General features: G+C 63.0%; 11 protein-coding genes and 1 pseudogene. 4 read left to right on the forward strand and 8 right to left on the reverse strand.

Annotation, left to right across the window (positions count from 1 at the left end):
* The 3 genes and pseudogenes from BZL41_RS28500 to BZL41_RS09680 all read left to right on the forward strand — a co-directional run.
* Positions 1-541, forward strand: a pseudogene (locus BZL41_RS28500) (hypothetical protein); the annotation flags it as partial.
* Complete coding sequence (locus tag BZL41_RS09675) at positions 532-1491, forward strand: hypothetical protein (protein WP_256578119.1); 960 nt, start codon at positions 532-534, stop codon at positions 1489-1491. The pseudogene BZL41_RS28500 and the gene BZL41_RS09675, both read left to right, overlap by 10 nt.
* A 252-nt stretch (positions 1492-1743) precedes the next feature.
* The gene (locus BZL41_RS09680; RefSeq protein ID WP_256578120.1) at positions 1744-2703 is read left to right on the forward strand and encodes a DUF6708 domain-containing protein; all 960 of its coding nucleotides are present in this window, start codon (positions 1744-1746) and stop codon (positions 2701-2703) included.
* A 627-nt stretch (positions 2704-3330) separates the two neighbouring features.
* Here BZL41_RS09680 and pmbA read toward each other — a convergent pair.
* Positions 3331-4677, reverse strand: a complete 1347-nt coding sequence (gene pmbA / locus BZL41_RS09685; RefSeq protein WP_095599098.1) for a metalloprotease PmbA — start codon at positions 4675-4677, stop codon at positions 3331-3333.
* A gap of 102 nt (positions 4678-4779) precedes the next feature.
* Between pmbA and yjgA the strand changes: the two genes are divergently transcribed.
* Positions 4780-5301 (forward strand): ribosome biogenesis factor YjgA, encoded by a 522-nt coding sequence (gene yjgA / locus BZL41_RS09690; RefSeq protein WP_095599099.1) that lies wholly within the window; start codon positions 4780-4782, stop codon positions 5299-5301.
* Between the two features lie 69 nt (positions 5302-5370).
* Here yjgA and tldD read toward each other — a convergent pair whose 3' ends face one another.
* The 7 genes from tldD to mreC form a co-directional block, all read right to left on the reverse strand.
* Entirely contained in the window at positions 5371-6813 is a 1443-nt protein-coding gene (tldD, locus tag BZL41_RS09695) for a metalloprotease TldD (protein WP_095599100.1), read from the reverse strand.
* Positions 6810-7661, reverse strand: a complete 852-nt coding sequence (locus BZL41_RS09700) for a carbon-nitrogen hydrolase family protein (protein ID WP_095599101.1) — start codon at positions 7659-7661, stop codon at positions 6810-6812. Before BZL41_RS09700 ends, tldD begins: the two co-directional genes overlap by 4 nt.
* Positions 7662-7741: 80 nt before the next feature.
* Positions 7742-11563, reverse strand: coding sequence for a YhdP family protein (locus tag BZL41_RS09705; protein ID WP_095599102.1), 3822 nt, complete (start codon positions 11561-11563; stop codon positions 7742-7744).
* A gap of 15 nt (positions 11564-11578) precedes the next feature.
* Positions 11579-13036 carry a ribonuclease G gene (gene rng / locus BZL41_RS09710; protein ID WP_095599103.1) on the reverse strand — a complete coding sequence of 486 codons (1458 nt, stop codon included), beginning with the start codon at positions 13034-13036 and terminating at the stop codon, positions 11579-11581.
* 68 nt (positions 13037-13104) lie between these two features.
* Positions 13105-13707: a nucleoside triphosphate pyrophosphatase gene (locus tag BZL41_RS09715; protein WP_095599104.1), complete on the reverse strand. Its 603-nt coding sequence runs from the start codon at positions 13705-13707 to the stop codon at positions 13105-13107.
* A gap of 42 nt (positions 13708-13749) precedes the next feature.
* Positions 13750-14238, reverse strand: a complete 489-nt coding sequence (mreD, locus tag BZL41_RS09720) for a rod shape-determining protein MreD (RefSeq protein WP_084336529.1) — start codon at positions 14236-14238, stop codon at positions 13750-13752.
* Positions 14238-15194 (reverse strand): rod shape-determining protein MreC, encoded by a 957-nt coding sequence (gene mreC / locus BZL41_RS09725; RefSeq protein ID WP_095599105.1) that lies wholly within the window; start codon positions 15192-15194, stop codon positions 14238-14240. The genes mreD and mreC overlap by 1 nt, the downstream gene beginning before the upstream one ends.
* Between the last annotated feature and the right edge of the window lie 149 nt (positions 15195-15343).

Here is a 15343-nt window from a genome sequence, read left to right on the forward strand (position 1 = left end):
CCTGACCACCACCGTGCTCGCCGGCCTGCTGGCCCGTAGCTACACCCAGAACACCCCGCTGGAAAAATGGATCGCGCAGACCCGCTTCGGCGTCAAGCCAGCCGACTGGGCCAGCCGCTACACCGACGAGATGCGCGAACTGTACAAGACGGTGTTCCCCTTCACCTTCAACTTGGAGCGCTTGGTCGAGCTGCACCCGCATAAGGGGCATATCGAAACGACTTGGCTTATCCTGCGCCTGCCGGGGCAAACCCGCCTGCAGGACTGGATGCTCCACTTCAAGGGCGTGGAAGTCTGGGATGGCCACGGCTGGTCCGGCCTGTATGACATCGAACGCCCGGTGGAGTGGACCGGCAGCGCCTTCGAGGCGGACATCGGCACACGACGCCCGCACGAACGGGGTGTGGCGCGCTACCGCAAGCTGTATCACGAGGAAAGGGAATTGGGGTACATCAAGAAGATCAAGGGAACGCTGACCTACTCACCGCTGCCCGGCGTGTCGCTGCCCGCCATCGAAGTGGATGATGTGGCATGGATTTGAAAGGCAAGCTGCTGGCGATGATCGGCAAGCGGTTCGGTGTGCGATACCCCATAACTCCGCTCTTCGCCGACCGCCCCACCGGGCAGAAGCCCATGCAGCTCAATGAGGTGGACGAGCACACGGAACACTACCTTGCCCTGAAGAGCGGGGAAGAAATAGCAAAAGGCTTACCGACAGGAGTAGGAGGAATAGGCAGTCTTATATTCCTTTTGGCGATGATTCCCCCGCTACAACATGGCGAGACGGATTTCGCCCTGGGATGCTTGACGGCGGCCATCGCTTTTTTTGCTGTGCCGTTCATGTGGGAAATGCTTCATCCGCTACCGCTGCCCACGCTGTTCAACCGCCGCACCCGCGAGGTGTATTTCGAGCTGGACGGCGAGCTGTACCACACTCCGTGGGATGGGATCGAAGCGGCTACCTACGAATACGAGATGGTGCACCAGAACACCGGCGCCATGCGTCATGCGCCCATCGAGGTGCTGATGCACCGCTACGGCAAGCCGGAGCAGCAGGTTCTGGTCAATCTGGTGATACCTGTCGGTCGCAGCATTGCGATCAACCAGCACACCTGGGAGTACCTGCGGGCCTACATGAACAACGGGCCATGGTTCGACGAGGACGGGGACAGCAGTCCGTCCGATTCCTTCGTTCGAGAGCAATTGGCAATCAATCAGAACAACCGACGGGATGCGTATAAGCGCTCATGGAAGAGATGGCAGGAATACAAACTTCCGACAACGCTCGCCCTCATGATTGGTGAGTTGCTCTTCTACCCCATGGATGCCATTCAGGACTTCGTCTACGCCCTGTCCAAGCGCCGTTCGCGCAATCAATGGCCGGAAGAAGTGCTGGAGCGCCTGCGCCCTGATGGACCGACCACACGTTTGATCGATTTGGAGCATGCACGGGGGCTTGCGCCCGAGGCGGCCACTGGCGTGGCGCAGTAACCTGCCTGCAGGACTGGATGCTCCATTTCAAGGCCGTGGAAGTCTGGGATGGCCACGGCTGGTCCGGTGGACCGGCAGCGCCTTCGAGGCGGACATCGGCACACGTCGCCCGCACGAACGGGGTGTAGCGCGCTACCGCAAGGTCTATCACGAGGAAAAGGAATTGGGGCGAATCAAGAAGATCAAGGGAACGCTGACCTACTCACCGCTGCCCGGTGTGTCGCTGCCCGCCATCGAAGTGGATGACGTGGCATGGATTTGAAAGGCAAGCTGCTGGCGATGATCGGCAAACGGTTCGGTGCGCAATACCCCATCACCCCACTGTTCGCGGACCGCCCCACCGGGCAGAAGCCCATGCAGCTCAACGAGGTGGACGAACACACCGAGCACTACCTCGCCTTGAAGAGTGGGGAGGAAATGGTGAAAGGGATGCCAACGGGAATGCTTGGTGGTATGGGGGGGGCTGGGTCGATTCTGATTGGGCTTGGCTTTCTGGCAGATGGCGACATCGGGTGGTTCTCAAAGTGTATTGGGGCGGCCCTTGCATTTTTTGCCGTACCGTTCGCCTGGGAAATGCTCCATCCGCTACCGTTGCCCACGCTGTTCAACCGCCGCACCCGCGAGGTGTATTTCGAGCTGGACGGCGAGCTGTACCACACGCCTTGGGACGGGATCGAGGCGGCCACCTATGAATACGAGATGGTGCACCAGAACACCGGCGCCATGCGCCATGCGCCCATCGAAGTGCTGATGCACCGCTACGGCAAGCCGGAACAGCAGGTTCTGGTCAACCTAGTGGTGCCCATATGCCGCAGCATCGCGATCAATCAGCACACTTGGGAATACCTGCGGGCCTACATGAACAACGGGCCGTGGTTCGACGAGGACGGCGCCAACAGTCCGTCTGATGCGTTCGTTCGGGAGCAAATGGCTGTCAATCAGCGTAACCATCGCGACGCCTACAAGATCACTTGGAAGATGTGGCGGGAGGATGGGCGCTCCACGACGCTCGCCCTCATGATCGGTGAGCTTTTCTTTTATCCCAAGGATGTCGTTCAGGACTTCGTCTACGCCCTATCCAAACGCCGTTCGCGCAATCAATGGCCGGAAGAAGTGCTGGAGCGCCTGCGGCCTGATGGGCCGACCACACGCTTGATCGATGTGGAGAGAGCGCAAGGATTGCCTGCAGGCGTTAGCGCATGCAGTGAGTGATTCAATCTTTTGCGGTCCCTGTTGGAACACTGTGTTCTCTCTCATTAGGCGATTCACGGCAGATATTCTCGCATTCCCCAGGCAGGGACGGCGTTACATGCTGCTCGGACTCTTCGTGCGGCAGCTCGCAATACTATAAATTAGTGGAGACAAAACCGGCTTCGGCCGGTTTTCTGTTGCCTTGAGAAATCCAGCTCCACTGAGAAAACTCCGGACAAAACGCACTTCTCCCCCTCCCGCCGACGGGCCTTACGTGGTTTTTTTGTGCAATCAGGGATGGTGGTGAAAAAGGGTTTCGAGGCCAGCAATGGCGCGGGCCTTAGCTAGGAGGTAGGTATTTCATGCAGTGAAAGACTTCGCAACGAAGTGAAAAATGGCGCAGTCAAAGGTGTCCACACTGCGTCCACACCCAAGGAGAATATTTTCCCACGCTTACAGAAAATATCTCGGAAAGCCCCGCCACACCGGGGCTTTCCAGACCAGACAATAGTTCCGAAGCGGTCAACAACCGCTTCGACGAAGGCGAATAAACGTGCAAGCTGCAAGCTAACCAGGCTGAGGCGAACTTCACCCTTCCGGCAAACGCTCACGCTTTTTTTCTTGAAGCTTGCAGCTTGACGCTGCTTTTTAGCTCCCCGCGACTGTCATCCGCTCGATGAGCACCGAGCCCGTGCTGATGCTGCTGCGCCGCTCCAAGTCTTTACCCACTGCGACGATGCCGAGGAACATGTCGCGAAGGTTACCGGCAATGGTGACTTCCTGAACCGGGAACTGGATCTCTCCGTTCTCGACCCAATAACCCGCCGCGCCGCGGGAGTAATCGCCAGTCACCAGGTTCAGCCCTTGCCCCATCAGTTCGGTCACGAACAATCCACGGCCCATCCGACGGATCAGGGCAGCCTGGTCTTCGTCGCCATGGCTGACGAACAGGTTGTGCACACCACCAGCATTGGCGGTGCTCGGCATGTTCAGCTTGCGCCCGGAATAGGTGCTGAGCACGTAGGACAACAGCTCGCCCTGCTCGACGAACGATTTGGCATAGGTCGCCAGGCCATCCCCATCGAAGGTGGCGCTGCCCAGCGCACGGGGAATATGCGGGCGCTCGTCCAGCTTCATCCATTCGGGGAATAGCCGCTGCCCTAAAGCTCCTTCGAGGAAGGAAGACTTGCGGTAGATGTTGCCGCCGGAAATCGCAGCCAGGAAATGCCCGAACAGACCAGTGGCCAATTCGGCAGCGAACAGCACAGGCACCTCGCATGTCGGCACCGGGCGCGCACCGAGACGGCGGACGGCACGTTCCGCAGCATGCCGGCCGATGCTCGCCGGGTCGGCCAATGCTTCGCCCTGGCGGCTGACGTCATACCAGTAATCGCGCTGCATCTGCCCTTCGCCTTCGGCGATCATCACGCAGCTCAGGCTGTGGCGGGTACTGGCATAGCCGCCAATGAAGCCGTTGCTGTTGCCGTACACGCGACAACCTTGATGGGTGTTCAGGCTGGTACCGTCGGCATTGCGAATGCGCGAATCGGTGGCGAAGGCGGCCGCCTCGCAATTCAAGGCCAGTTCGACGGCTTGCTCCGGCGTGATCGGCCAGGGGTGGAACAGGTCCAGCTCCGGCAGGTCTCGGGCCATCAGGTCAGCATCGGCCAGCCCCGCGCACTCGTCTTCCGAGGCATGCCTGGCGATCGCCAGGGCCGCTGCGACGGTTTCGCGGATGGCATCCTCACCACTCGCCGAGGTGCTCGCCGAGCCCTTGCGCTTGCCGAGGTAAAGGGTGATGCCGAACCCCTGGTCCCGGTTGAACTCCACCGTTTCCACTTCATGCTGCCGAACGGTGGTGGACAACCCCTGCTCCACCGAGACCGACACCTCGCAGGCGCTGGCGCCTTGCCGTTTGGCCTCGGTCAGGATGCGTTCCACCTTGGCCTCGAGGTCCGGCAACGCCTGCGGCCCCACCACTGCTACTTCACTCATAACCACTCCGTTTCTCTAGCCTGCTGGGCCAGTCACCTGGCGGGGCCGGACAAGCAGCCCCCGACTGGTTATCATGGCGGCGTTTCCAACCGGACCCGCCCCATGTCTGAATTTCTCGATGACGACTTCTCCGAAGAGAAGAGCAAATCCCAGGTCAAGCGCGAACTGCATGCCCTCCAGGAACTGGGCGAGCGTCTCACCACGCTCAAGCCCGACCTGCTGGCCCGCTTGCCGCTGACCGATCCGTTACGCCGTGCCCTTGCCGAAGCACCAAAGCACACCGCCCACATCGCCCGTAAAAGACACATCCAGTACATCGGCAAACTGATGCGCGACCAGGACATCGACGCCATCCTCGCCCTGGTCGAGCAGGTGGACGCATCCACCCGTCAATACAACGAGCGTTTCCATGCCCTGGAACGCTGGCGTGACCGCCTGCTGGGCGGAGACGACGAGGTCCTCGACAGTTTCGTCGCCGAATACCCCGATGCCGATCGCCAGCACCTGCGCCAACTGATCCGCCAGGCCCAGCAGGAAAGCGCCCGGAACAAACCACCGACCGCCGCTCGCAAGATCTTCAAGTACATCCGCGAACTGGACGAAATCAAACGCGGCCTGCGCTAAAAACAACTGCAAGCCTCAAGCTGCACGGCTTTCTCTTGCGGCTTATGGCTTGCAGCTTGAGGCTGCTCCTTACCCTCCAGTCCCACCCACGGTGATGGCGTCGATCTTCAAGGTCGGCTGACCGACGCCCACCGGCACCGACTGGCCCTCCTTCCCGCAGGTTCCGACACCACTGTCCAGCGCCAGGTCGTTGCCCAGCATGGACACCTTGTTCATCACGTCGGGGCCGTTGCCGATCAGAGTCGCGCCCTTGACCGGCGTGGTGATCTTGCCGTTCTCGATCAGATACGCCTCGCTGGTAGAGAACACGAACTTGCCGCTGGTGATATCCACTTGCCCGCCGCCCAGACTGGCGCAATAGATGCCCTTCTTCACCGAGGCGATGATTTCTTCCGGGTCGCTGTCGCCGGCGAGCATGTAGGTGTTGGTCATGCGTGGCATCGGCAGATGCGCGTAGGACTCGCGACGGCCGTTACCGGTGGCTGGCACACCCATGAGCCGGGCATTGAGCTTGTCCTGCATGTAGCCGCGCAACACGCCGTTCTCGATCAGCGTCGTGCACTGGGTTGGCGTCCCTTCGTCGTCCAGGCTCAGCGAACCGCGGCGGCCGGCCAGGGTACCGTCGTCGACGATGGTGCACAGGCTCGAGGCCACCTTTTCGCCGATCCGCCCGCTGTAGGCCGAGCTGCCCTTGCGATTGAAATCGCCCTCCAGGCCATGCCCGACCGCCTCGTGCAGCAGCACGCCGGACCAACCGGAGCCGAGTACCACGGGCAAGGTACCTGCCGGCGCCGGCACTGATTCGAGGTTCACCAGGGCCTGTCGTAGCGCTTCACGGGCATAGCCCATGGCACGGTCTTCGCTGAGAAAATAGCGGTAGTCGCTCCGTCCGCCACCGCCCTGGCCGCCACGCTCGCGACGGCCGTTCTGTTCGACGATCACGCTGACGTTGAAACGCACCAACGGTCGAATGTCCGCAGCCAGGCTGCCGTCGCTGGCGGCGACCAGAACGCGATCCCAGACGCCCGCCAGGCTTACCGTGACCTGTTTGATCCGAGGGTCCAGCGCTCGGGTCGCCGCGTCGACCCGTTGCAGCAGCTCGACCTTTTCCGCCCGGCTGATCACGTCCAGCGGGTTATCCTGGCCGTACAGGCGCGTCACCGTCGGTGTGGAGAAGACCTGCACGCGCCCTTCCTGTCCCGCCCGGGCGATGGACCGAGCGGCGCGGGCTGCGTCACTCAGCGCCTGCGCGGTAATCGCATTGCTATAGGCGAAGCCGGTCTTCTCACCCGACTGGGCACGCACACCGACGCCCTGGTCGAGGTGGAAACTGCCTTCCTTGACGATACCGTCCTCGAGTACCCAGGACTCGGAGACCTGGCTCTGAAAATACAGGTCGGCAGCATCGATGCCGGGGCCCGCCAGTTCGCCGAGCATAGACGGTAGTTGGTCGATGCTCAGCCCACCAGGGGCCAGCAGGTGTTCGCTTACGGGTAACAGCAGATCGCTCATGACAACTCCGAAGCCGACCGCACCACGGTCGACACAGAAAAACGACGGTGATCGCGCACCGGCATGCGTTGGCGTATCGCCGCCTGCTCGGCGGCATCCCTCTCGACCAGCAGCAGCGCCTCGCCCTGGTCCTGCTCGGCCAGCACGCGCCCCCATGGATCGACGATGGCCGAATGGCCATGAGTGGCTCGCGGTCCCGGATGGGTCCCTCCCTGAGCGGCCGCGAGCACATAACACTGAGTCTCGATGGCCCGGGCACGCACCAGCACTTCCCAGTGCGCTTCGCCGGTTACCGCGGTAAAAGCCGAAGGCGCGCTGATCAGCTCGGCTCCGGCATCGCGCAACGCCCCGTAAAGTTCGGGAAAGCGCAGGTCATAGCAGACCGTCATGCCCAATCGGCCCTCCGGTGTGTCGACGACTACCAGGCGACTGCCATGGGCATAATCGTCAGACTCCCGATAACGCCCCCGGTTGTCGGCAACGTCCACGTCGAACAAATGCAGTTTGTCGTAGCGCGCCACCCGCTCGCCATGCTCATCGACCAGCAGCGCGCAGGCATGCGCACGGGCGGCGGGACGATCGTCCGGCGGCAGCGGCAAGGTGCCGGCCACTACCCATAACTTTAGGTCTCGAGCGACCTGTTTCAACCAGGGCAGTATCGGCCCCCGGCCTTCGGCCTCGGCTCGCCCGATGCCGGCCAGGTCCCGATGCCCCATGGCAGCGAAGTTTTCCGGCAACACCGCCAAGCGCGCACCTCCTTCGGCGGCCTGCTCGAGCAAGCGACGAGCGGTAGCCAGATTAGCCAGGACGTCGTCCTGGCTGACCATTTGAATCACGGCAAGGGACATGTCTTTTCCTCGGGAGATGGCCGCATGCTACTCCATGCAGCGGCCGGCCGGGTCGCTTCTCTGCGACACGGAAGAAAAACCTAGCGGGGCTTCTCGAAAGGCTTGTCGAATGTAATCGCCGGGTCCTGCCAGGGCCCCTCGACCTTGTATTGCACACTGGCGAAGCGCGCCACCTTGTCGCCGAGCAGCTTGTCCACCACGAAAAGCGCGCCGCCAACGGCCGGTGCCCCGACGATCAAGGCGGCAAGCGGCAGGTTGTTGGTCACGGGCAAAGTGACCACCAGCTTGGCGTCGATACGGTCGCGGACCATGTCCAGCGTGCCATCCAGTTCCAGATTGCTCGAGGGCCCGGTGAGCGTAATGGGCTCGCGAGTGACATAGACACCTTCGCTCGCCACCAGAACGCCCTTGACCCGATCGTAGCTCAGCCCTTTGCCGAGCAGGTCGGAGAAATCCAGGCGCAACCGGCGGCCGATGGAATTGAAATTGAGCAGACCGAATACCCGTAAGGCGGAAGCCGAGCCCTGCACTTCAACGAACTGTCCCTTGCGCAAACTCGCGTCCAGGCTGCCGGAGAACCGCTTCAGGCTGACCCAGGCAGGCGAGCCCTGCCAGCGGCCATCCACATCCAGATGAAACTTTTCGCTGGTCGCGGTGGGAGCGAACCCCCAGGCGAGCAGGACATCGCCGAGGTTTTCTCCCTGCAGACGGCCCTTGTACCAACTGGAGGCATTCCCCGGCACGCCCTCCCAACCCGCATTGCCCTGGATTTTCAACCCCTTGAGATCGAGGTTCAGCTCGTTGAAACGCACACCCTTTTCGTTCGGCCGGCTCTTCAGCGACCAGGCGCCCAGCGGCGCATCACCTTGCGAAACCTGGGCGATGCGTACGTCCATCGCCGGAATCTGGCGAGGGTCCATATTGGCCAGGGGATCGGGGGCATCCGGCTGCTCCGACTCCTGCGGCTCGGCCTTCGGCAGCCGCAGATGCTCCAAGGCGACCTGAAGCGGTGCCTCGGCACTGTCCGGGAGCCCTACGCGGCCCTTGATCAGAGCGCTATCCAAATCCAGTTGCCACGCCGCATCGGTACGCGCCAGTTGCACCTCCAGATCGGCGATGTCGGTACCGAACCCCTGGAAGCGGCCAATCCTCAGGTCGGCGCTACGCAGCAACTGCTGGGCATTACCCTGTTCGCTGCGGTATTGCTTCGCCACCGTCTGCCAGGCTGACCAGTCCAGCTCGTCGATCCGCCCACGCACACGCAGGCCCTTGCCACCCGGCAGACTGGCGGCCCCCGACCCCAGGCGCAGCTCGCCGCGCCCCTCGGCCAACTGGCCTGCCGGAGCGGCAAAGGCCAGGCTGGCCAGCTCGGCGTGGTCCAGCCAGTAACGCCGCTCATTGCCCTGCAGGGTCATCCGCCAAGTGGTATCGCGGGTCTCGCTCGCTTTCTTGCCGAAGGGCGCGGGCAGATCGATGGCCAGGCCATTGAGGTTGGAATCGACACGCAGTTGGCTATCGGCACCATCGAGAGTCAGGCGGAGTTGGTAAGGCAACTCACCGGACAACGGCAACGGCTGGCTGACCGCCAGCCAGTCGGTCAGGCTCTTCAATGCAATCTGCCCACGGGCCTCGATCCGCGTTTGCGCCGCACCGCCGTGCCCTTCCGCAACGGCCTTGCCACGCACGGCACGACCGAACACCTGGGCACGGATATCCGGTGCGCTCAGGCCTTGCTCGCTGTCGAAACGGAAAGCGCCGCTCAATTGCGATAGATCGAGGTTCGCCTGGGCAACCCTGAGCTGAGCATCCTGCGTGGCGAAATCCACCTGCACCTTCGGCTTGTTGCCCTTGCGTAACGGAATCTCCAGCTTGAGCGCCCCGTTCAAAGGGCCCTGTCCTTGCCAACCGGCAAACGTTTCGGCAGTTCCGATTGGGGCTTCCTGGAGGATCTTCAAACCATCGCCCAGGCTGCTCGTCACGCTGCCCTCGACGAACAGGCGCGGTATGCCATCCGGCCCTGCGTGGGGTACGGCAGCCGTCGCCGTGTCGATCCGGCTGTCCAGCAACTTGCCATCGGAGGCCTGCACACGCAAACCGGTGTCCTCGATGAACACCTCGCCACGGGCCTCGCGCAAGGCGGGCCATCCCGGCAGGAACGCCAGTTCCGCGTCATGCACCTTAAAGAACAGACTGAGGCTGCGGGCGGTATCTTCGGCGCCCTTGTTCACAGAGCCTTGGTACTGGAAGTAGCCCTCGTCCACCGCACCGCCGCGGATCGCGCTTTTCAGCCAAGTAGCCAGCTCCGGAGATAGCCCGGGCGAAAGGGTCGGCAGGTATTTCTCGGTGTAGCGGGCATCCCCGTCGCGTAAGCCGACGCGCAGGTCCATGTAGTCCTCTTCGCCCGGGTCGCGCCGCAGGCGGATGAGGAAATCGCCAGCCAACTTGCCCTCGTCCCCGTCCACCCGAAGGTAGGGGGCCGCCAGGGTGAACGCCTCGTCGTCCAGCTTCCAGAGCAACCGGCCGCTGGCTTGGCGGTACTGCCAGGGCTGGGGAAACAAATGGTCGAGGTGCAGGGAAAAATTCTCCGACGCCACCCGCAGCTCACCCTGCTGCAGGTTTCCCTCGATACCACCGCTGACGTTCTCCGCCGCCGGCGCCCCGCCATAGGCATCGAAGCCGATACGATCCAGGTTGGCGGAGAAATGCAGCCGCTCGGCATCCTCGCGTGTGGGCCGATAGGCCAGTTGCACATTGCGCAACGCCCCGCGCGCCTTGAGTCCTTGGATGACTTCCGCAGCCTTTTCCGGTAGCGGCGCCAGGGCCTTCAGCAAGGGCGTCAACGGGGCCAGGTCCAGGCGGTCGGCATTGACCTGCCAGCGCTCGTCCTCGTTCTCGAGCTTCTGCCGGGTCACGCCAATGCGCATTTCGCCCCAACGTGTGTCCCCCAGGCTGAGCGCCAGGGAATCCACCAACAGGTCGAAGCCCTGCTGGTTGCGGTTGAAATAAGCCGTCAACGCCAAGTCCTGAACGGTTACAGCCTTGCGGTCCGCATACGCCCCCTTCAGCTCCGGTGCATGCAGGCGTGCCACGACTTTCTGTACCGCCCCTTGGTCCCAGTTCAGCCAGAGTTCGCCACCGGCCTTCAGGGTCTCGGCCTTCCAATCCTTGGTCAGGGAAGGCAATAGCCACGATGCCCAGTCGCTCTGTGGCAGGCTCAGATACAGCTCGGCCGTGGTGGCGGCCCATCCTTGCGGGCGCAAACGCGTCCGCAATTGCCAACTGACCGGCTGCCCATCCGGCAACCGCAGCCGTCCATCCAGGCGTTGCCGGCTGATGCCGCTGCTCAAGGTCAGACTGACATAGGTGAGGCTGAGCGGAGCGTGATTGCGGGGCTCCAAGGTGACTTGGCTGTTCAGCAGCGAAAGCCGCGAAATCTTGCGCAGCTGGGCAATGGCCTGCTCCGGCGCCAGCGGCTCGCCCGGTTCGCGCAGTGGCAATCCTTCCACGCGCCAGCGGCCACCCTCTTCTTCCTTCAGGCTGAGTTGCAAGCCGTCCAACTCCAGGCTGGCGAGTCGCGGTTGCCGCGCCAGCAGGCTGCCCAGCACATCCGGGATCATCCGTACCTGATCCAGTCGCACCGCGTCGCTGCCCTCGCCGACGGTCACGTCATGGGCAACCAGCAAGGGCGCCATGCCGCGCCAGCGACCTTCCAGGCGATCGATCCGCAGCGGCGCCGCGAGAACTTCCCGCGCCTTGGCCTCCACCTCCGCACGGTACTCCGCCACCAACGGCACCAGCTCGCGACCGAGGCTCACGTAGAGTGCCGCCAAGACCAGACCCAGCGCACAGAGCCCCAGGGAAAAACGCAACAGAGCGATGAACAGGCGTACGAGGCGATCCATGCTCAGTGCGAACCCTTACAGCAGAACCACATCGTATTGCTCCTGGGAATACATCGCCTCGACCTGGAACTTGATGGTCCGCCCGATGAAGGCTTCCAGATCGGCGACGTTTCCCGACTCCTCGTCGAGCAGGCGATCCACCACCTTCTGGTTGGCCAGCACCAGGTAACCTTCCGCCTGATAGGCACGCGCCTCGCGCAGAATCTCGCGGAAGATTTCGTAGCAGATGGTCTCCGGCGTCTTCAGCTTGCCGCGCCCCTGGCAGGCGACACAGGGCTCGCAGAGAATCTGCTCGAGGCTTTCGCGGGTGCGCTTGCGCGTCATCTGCACCAGGCCCAGTTCGGTGATGCCGATGATGTTGGTCTTGGCGTGATCCCGCTCCAGTTGCTTCTCCAGGGTGCGCAGCACCTGGCGCTGATGCTCCTCGTCCTCCATGTCGATGAAGTCGATGATGATGATCCCACCGAGGTTGCGCAGGCGCAGTTGGCGGGCGATGGCGGTGGCCGCCTCGAGGTTGGTCTTGAAGATGGTTTCTTCGAGGGTACGATGGCCGACGAAGGCGCCGGTATTCACATCGATGGTGGTCATTGCCTCGGCCGGATCGATGATCAGGTAGCCGCCGGACTTGAGCAGGACCTTGCGTTCCAGCGCCTTCTGAATCTCGTCCTCCACGCCGTACAGATCGAAGATCGGCCGCTCGCCGGGGTAATGCTCCAGGCGATCGGCGATTTCCGGCATCAGCTCGGCAACGAATTGGTTGACCTTCTGAAAGGTTTCCCGCGAGTCGATACGGATTTTCTCGATCTTCGGGTTTACCAGGTCGCGCAGGGTCCGCAGGGCCAGGCTGAGGTCTTCGTAGATCACCGAGGGCGCGGAGGCATTCTGCATCTGCGCGGCAATCTGGTCCCAGAGCCGGCGCAGGTAACGGATGTCCACCAGAATCTCGTCCGGACGCGCACCATCGGCGGCAGTGCGCAGGATAAAACCGCCGCTCTCCTCGATCCCCTCGGCGCTGACGCAGTCGGCCACCACCTGCTTGAGGCGCTCGCGCTCGCCTTCGTCCTCGATTTTCAGAGAGATGCCAACATGACTGGTACGCGGCATGTAGACCAGATAGCGCGAGGGAATCGACAGTTGCGTGGTCAGGCGGGCGCCCTTGGAGCCGATCGGGTCCTTGGTCACCTGCACCACCAGGCTCTGCCCTTCATGCACCAGGGTGCTGATGTTTTCCACCGCGCTGCCTTCGCGGGTCGAAATCTCCGAGGCATGGATGAAGGCGGCCCGCTCCAGGCCGATATCGACGAACGCCGCCTGCATACCCGGCAACACACGGACGACCTTGCCCTTGTAGATATTGCCGACGATGCCGCGCCGCTGGGTGCGCTCGACATGCACTTCCTGCAGCACACCGTTTTCCACCACCGCCACGCGCGATTCCATCGGCGTGATATTGATCAGGATTTCTTCGCTCATGCGTACATCTCGATGAGATGAAGCTGGCGGCGGGGAGCCATTACTTCGACACAGCCCACCTGCAACTTCTAATTGTTATCGGCCGCCTGCGACTGCCAGCACGGAATACCGAACCCGGCCAGCAATTGCGCGGTTTCGCAGAGCGGCAACCCCACCACCGCCGAGTAGCTGCCCTGCAGATGGCTGACAAAAACCGCCGCCAGCCCTTGAATACCATAGCTGCCCGCCTTGTCCCGCGGCTCACCGGTCTCCCAGTAGGCTTCCGCTTCGGCCCGGCTCAACGGACGGAAGCCGACCCGGCTGGTCACCACGCATGACTCGCAGCGTTCTTCGCTGGCCAGCGCCACCGCCGTCAGGACTTCGTGCTCGCGGCCGGACAGCGCCTGCAGCATGTCCAGCGCCTCATCGCGATCCCGCGGCTTGCCGAGAATCCGCCCGTCCAGCACCACCGCGGTATCGGCACCAAGCACCACGGCATCCACCGTGTCGTTCGCTCGCGCGAATCCGGCCAGCGCCTTTTCGCGCGCGAGACGCTCTACATAGGCGTTCGCCGGCTCGTTGGGCAAGGGGTTTTCATCTATCGAAGCGATCAGCGTCACAAAAGGTACGCCGATCTGCGCCAGCAGTTCGCGCCGGCGCGGCGATGCGGAGGCCAGATAGAGCGTGGCCATGCAGACTTCTCCGTGTCGAGGGAACGCAGGCCACGGGCCCGCTCAGTTGACGTTCAGACGCTGATGAAGGCCACGCAGAAGCACGCAGGCCCAGGGCCAGAGCAAGGCGCTGACCAGGGCCGGCAGCACGAACGCCAGGGTCGGCGGACGGTTGCCGGTCAACGCATTGAGCCACAGTTGTACCAACTGGGCCAGGCCGAACACCACCATCAGCACCAGGCTCTGCTGCCACATCGGGAACATGCGCAAGCGCTGGTGCAGCGACAGTACCAGGAAGGTGATGAGGGTGAGAATCAAGGCATTTTGCCCAAGCAGACTGCCGTAGAGGACATCCTCGGCCAGCCCCAGCAGCCAGGCGGTGGTCATCCCGACCCGGTGCGGCAATGCCAGGGTCCAGTAGGTCAGCGCCAGGGCTACCCACAAGGGGCGGCCAATTTCCATGAAATTCGGCATGGGCGCCACGCTGAGCAGCAGCGCGGCGGCGAAGCTGAGCCAAATCACCCAGCCATTGCTCGAACGAACGGCAACCATCACTGTGCTCCCTCGGCCGGTACCGCCGGCTGTTCGGGGGCCGGCTGCGCCGCAGCGGCGGGAGGCTGCCCGGCGGCCTTGCGATCTTCTTCTTCCTGCGCCTCGGCGGCGTCGTTGGCGCGCTGCTCCGGCGAACGGGTATCGGTAAACACCAGCAGCAGATAGCGACTGCGGTTCAGCGCAGCGGTGGGAACCGCGCGAACAATGGCGAAAGGCTGGCCGGAGTCGTGGATGACCTCCTTCACCGTGGCCACCGGATAGCCGGCCGGAAACCGCTGTCCCAGACCGGAACTCACCAGCAGGTCGCCTTCCTTGATGTCGGCGGTGTCGGCCACATGGCGCAGCTCCAGGCGCTCCGGGTTGCCGGTACCGGTGGCGATGGCCCGCAGGCCGTTGCGGTTCACCTGCACCGGAATGCTATGTGTGGTGTCGGTGAGCAGCAGTACGCGTGCGGTGTAAGGCATGACTTCCACCACCTGCCCCATCAACCCTCGCGCATCTAGGACTGGCTGCCCCAGGAACACGCCATCCTTCTCGCCCTTGTCGATGAGAATCCGGTGGGTGAACGGGTTGGGATCGACGCCGATCAACTCGCCGACCAGCACCTTCTCGTCGACCAGCGCGGCGGAGTTGAGCAACTCGCGCAGACGTACGTTCTGCTCGGTGAGGGCGGCCAGCTTCTGCAGGCGCCGCTGCATCAGCAACGCTTCGGCCTTGAGCTTCTCGTTCTCGGCAAGCAGCTCGCTGCGGCTGGTGAACTGCTGGGTGACCCCGTCCCACAGACGCACGGGCAGGTCAGCCAGCCAATAGAAGGGGGTCAGCACCAGCGCCATCTGGCTGCGCACCGGCTTCAGGGCTTCGAAACGCGCATCCACCACCATCAAGGCAGCCGAAAGCACGGCCAGCACCAGAAGGCGCGTGCCCAGCGAAGGTCCCTTGGTGAAAAGCGGTTTAATGGCGAATTCCTCGCAGCTAGGGGCTCAGAGCCTGACTACGACATCGCGAACCGACACCTGCCGGACAGGGCCGATGCGTGGCAGACCGCAGATGCTCTCGGGCGGCGAGTCGCAGGCCGCCGGAAACGGTCAGCCTGCGCGCAATTCCG

It is taken from the genome of Pseudomonas sp. PIC25, assembly GCF_002286785.1.
Taxonomy (GTDB): Bacteria; Pseudomonadota; Gammaproteobacteria; order Pseudomonadales; family Pseudomonadaceae; genus Pseudomonas_M.

Excerpts from the sequence above, each read along its gene's own strand:
- BZL41_RS09675 (WP_256578119.1), top strand. The coding sequence starts at position 532 with ATGGATTTGAAAGGCAAGCTGCTGGCGATGATCGGCAAGCGGTTCGGT.
- BZL41_RS09680 (WP_256578120.1), top strand. The coding sequence starts at position 1,744 with ATGGATTTGAAAGGCAAGCTGCTGGCGATGATCGGCAAACGGTTCGGT.
- pmbA (WP_095599098.1), bottom strand. The coding sequence starts at position 4,677 with ATGAGTGAAGTAGCAGTGGTGGGGCCGCAGGCGTTGCCGGACCTCGAG.
- yjgA (WP_095599099.1), top strand. The coding sequence starts at position 4,780 with ATGTCTGAATTTCTCGATGACGACTTCTCCGAAGAGAAGAGCAAATCC.
- tldD (WP_095599100.1), bottom strand. The coding sequence starts at position 6,813 with ATGAGCGATCTGCTGTTACCCGTAAGCGAACACCTGCTGGCCCCTGGT.
- BZL41_RS09700 (WP_095599101.1), bottom strand. The coding sequence starts at position 7,661 with ATGTCCCTTGCCGTGATTCAAATGGTCAGCCAGGACGACGTCCTGGCT.
- BZL41_RS09705 (WP_095599102.1), bottom strand. The coding sequence starts at position 11,563 with ATGGATCGCCTCGTACGCCTGTTCATCGCTCTGTTGCGTTTTTCCCTG.
- rng (WP_095599103.1), bottom strand. The coding sequence starts at position 13,036 with ATGAGCGAAGAAATCCTGATCAATATCACGCCGATGGAATCGCGCGTG.
- BZL41_RS09715 (WP_095599104.1), bottom strand. The coding sequence starts at position 13,707 with ATGGCCACGCTCTATCTGGCCTCCGCATCGCCGCGCCGGCGCGAACTG.
- mreD (WP_084336529.1), bottom strand. The coding sequence starts at position 14,238 with ATGGTTGCCGTTCGTTCGAGCAATGGCTGGGTGATTTGGCTCAGCTTC.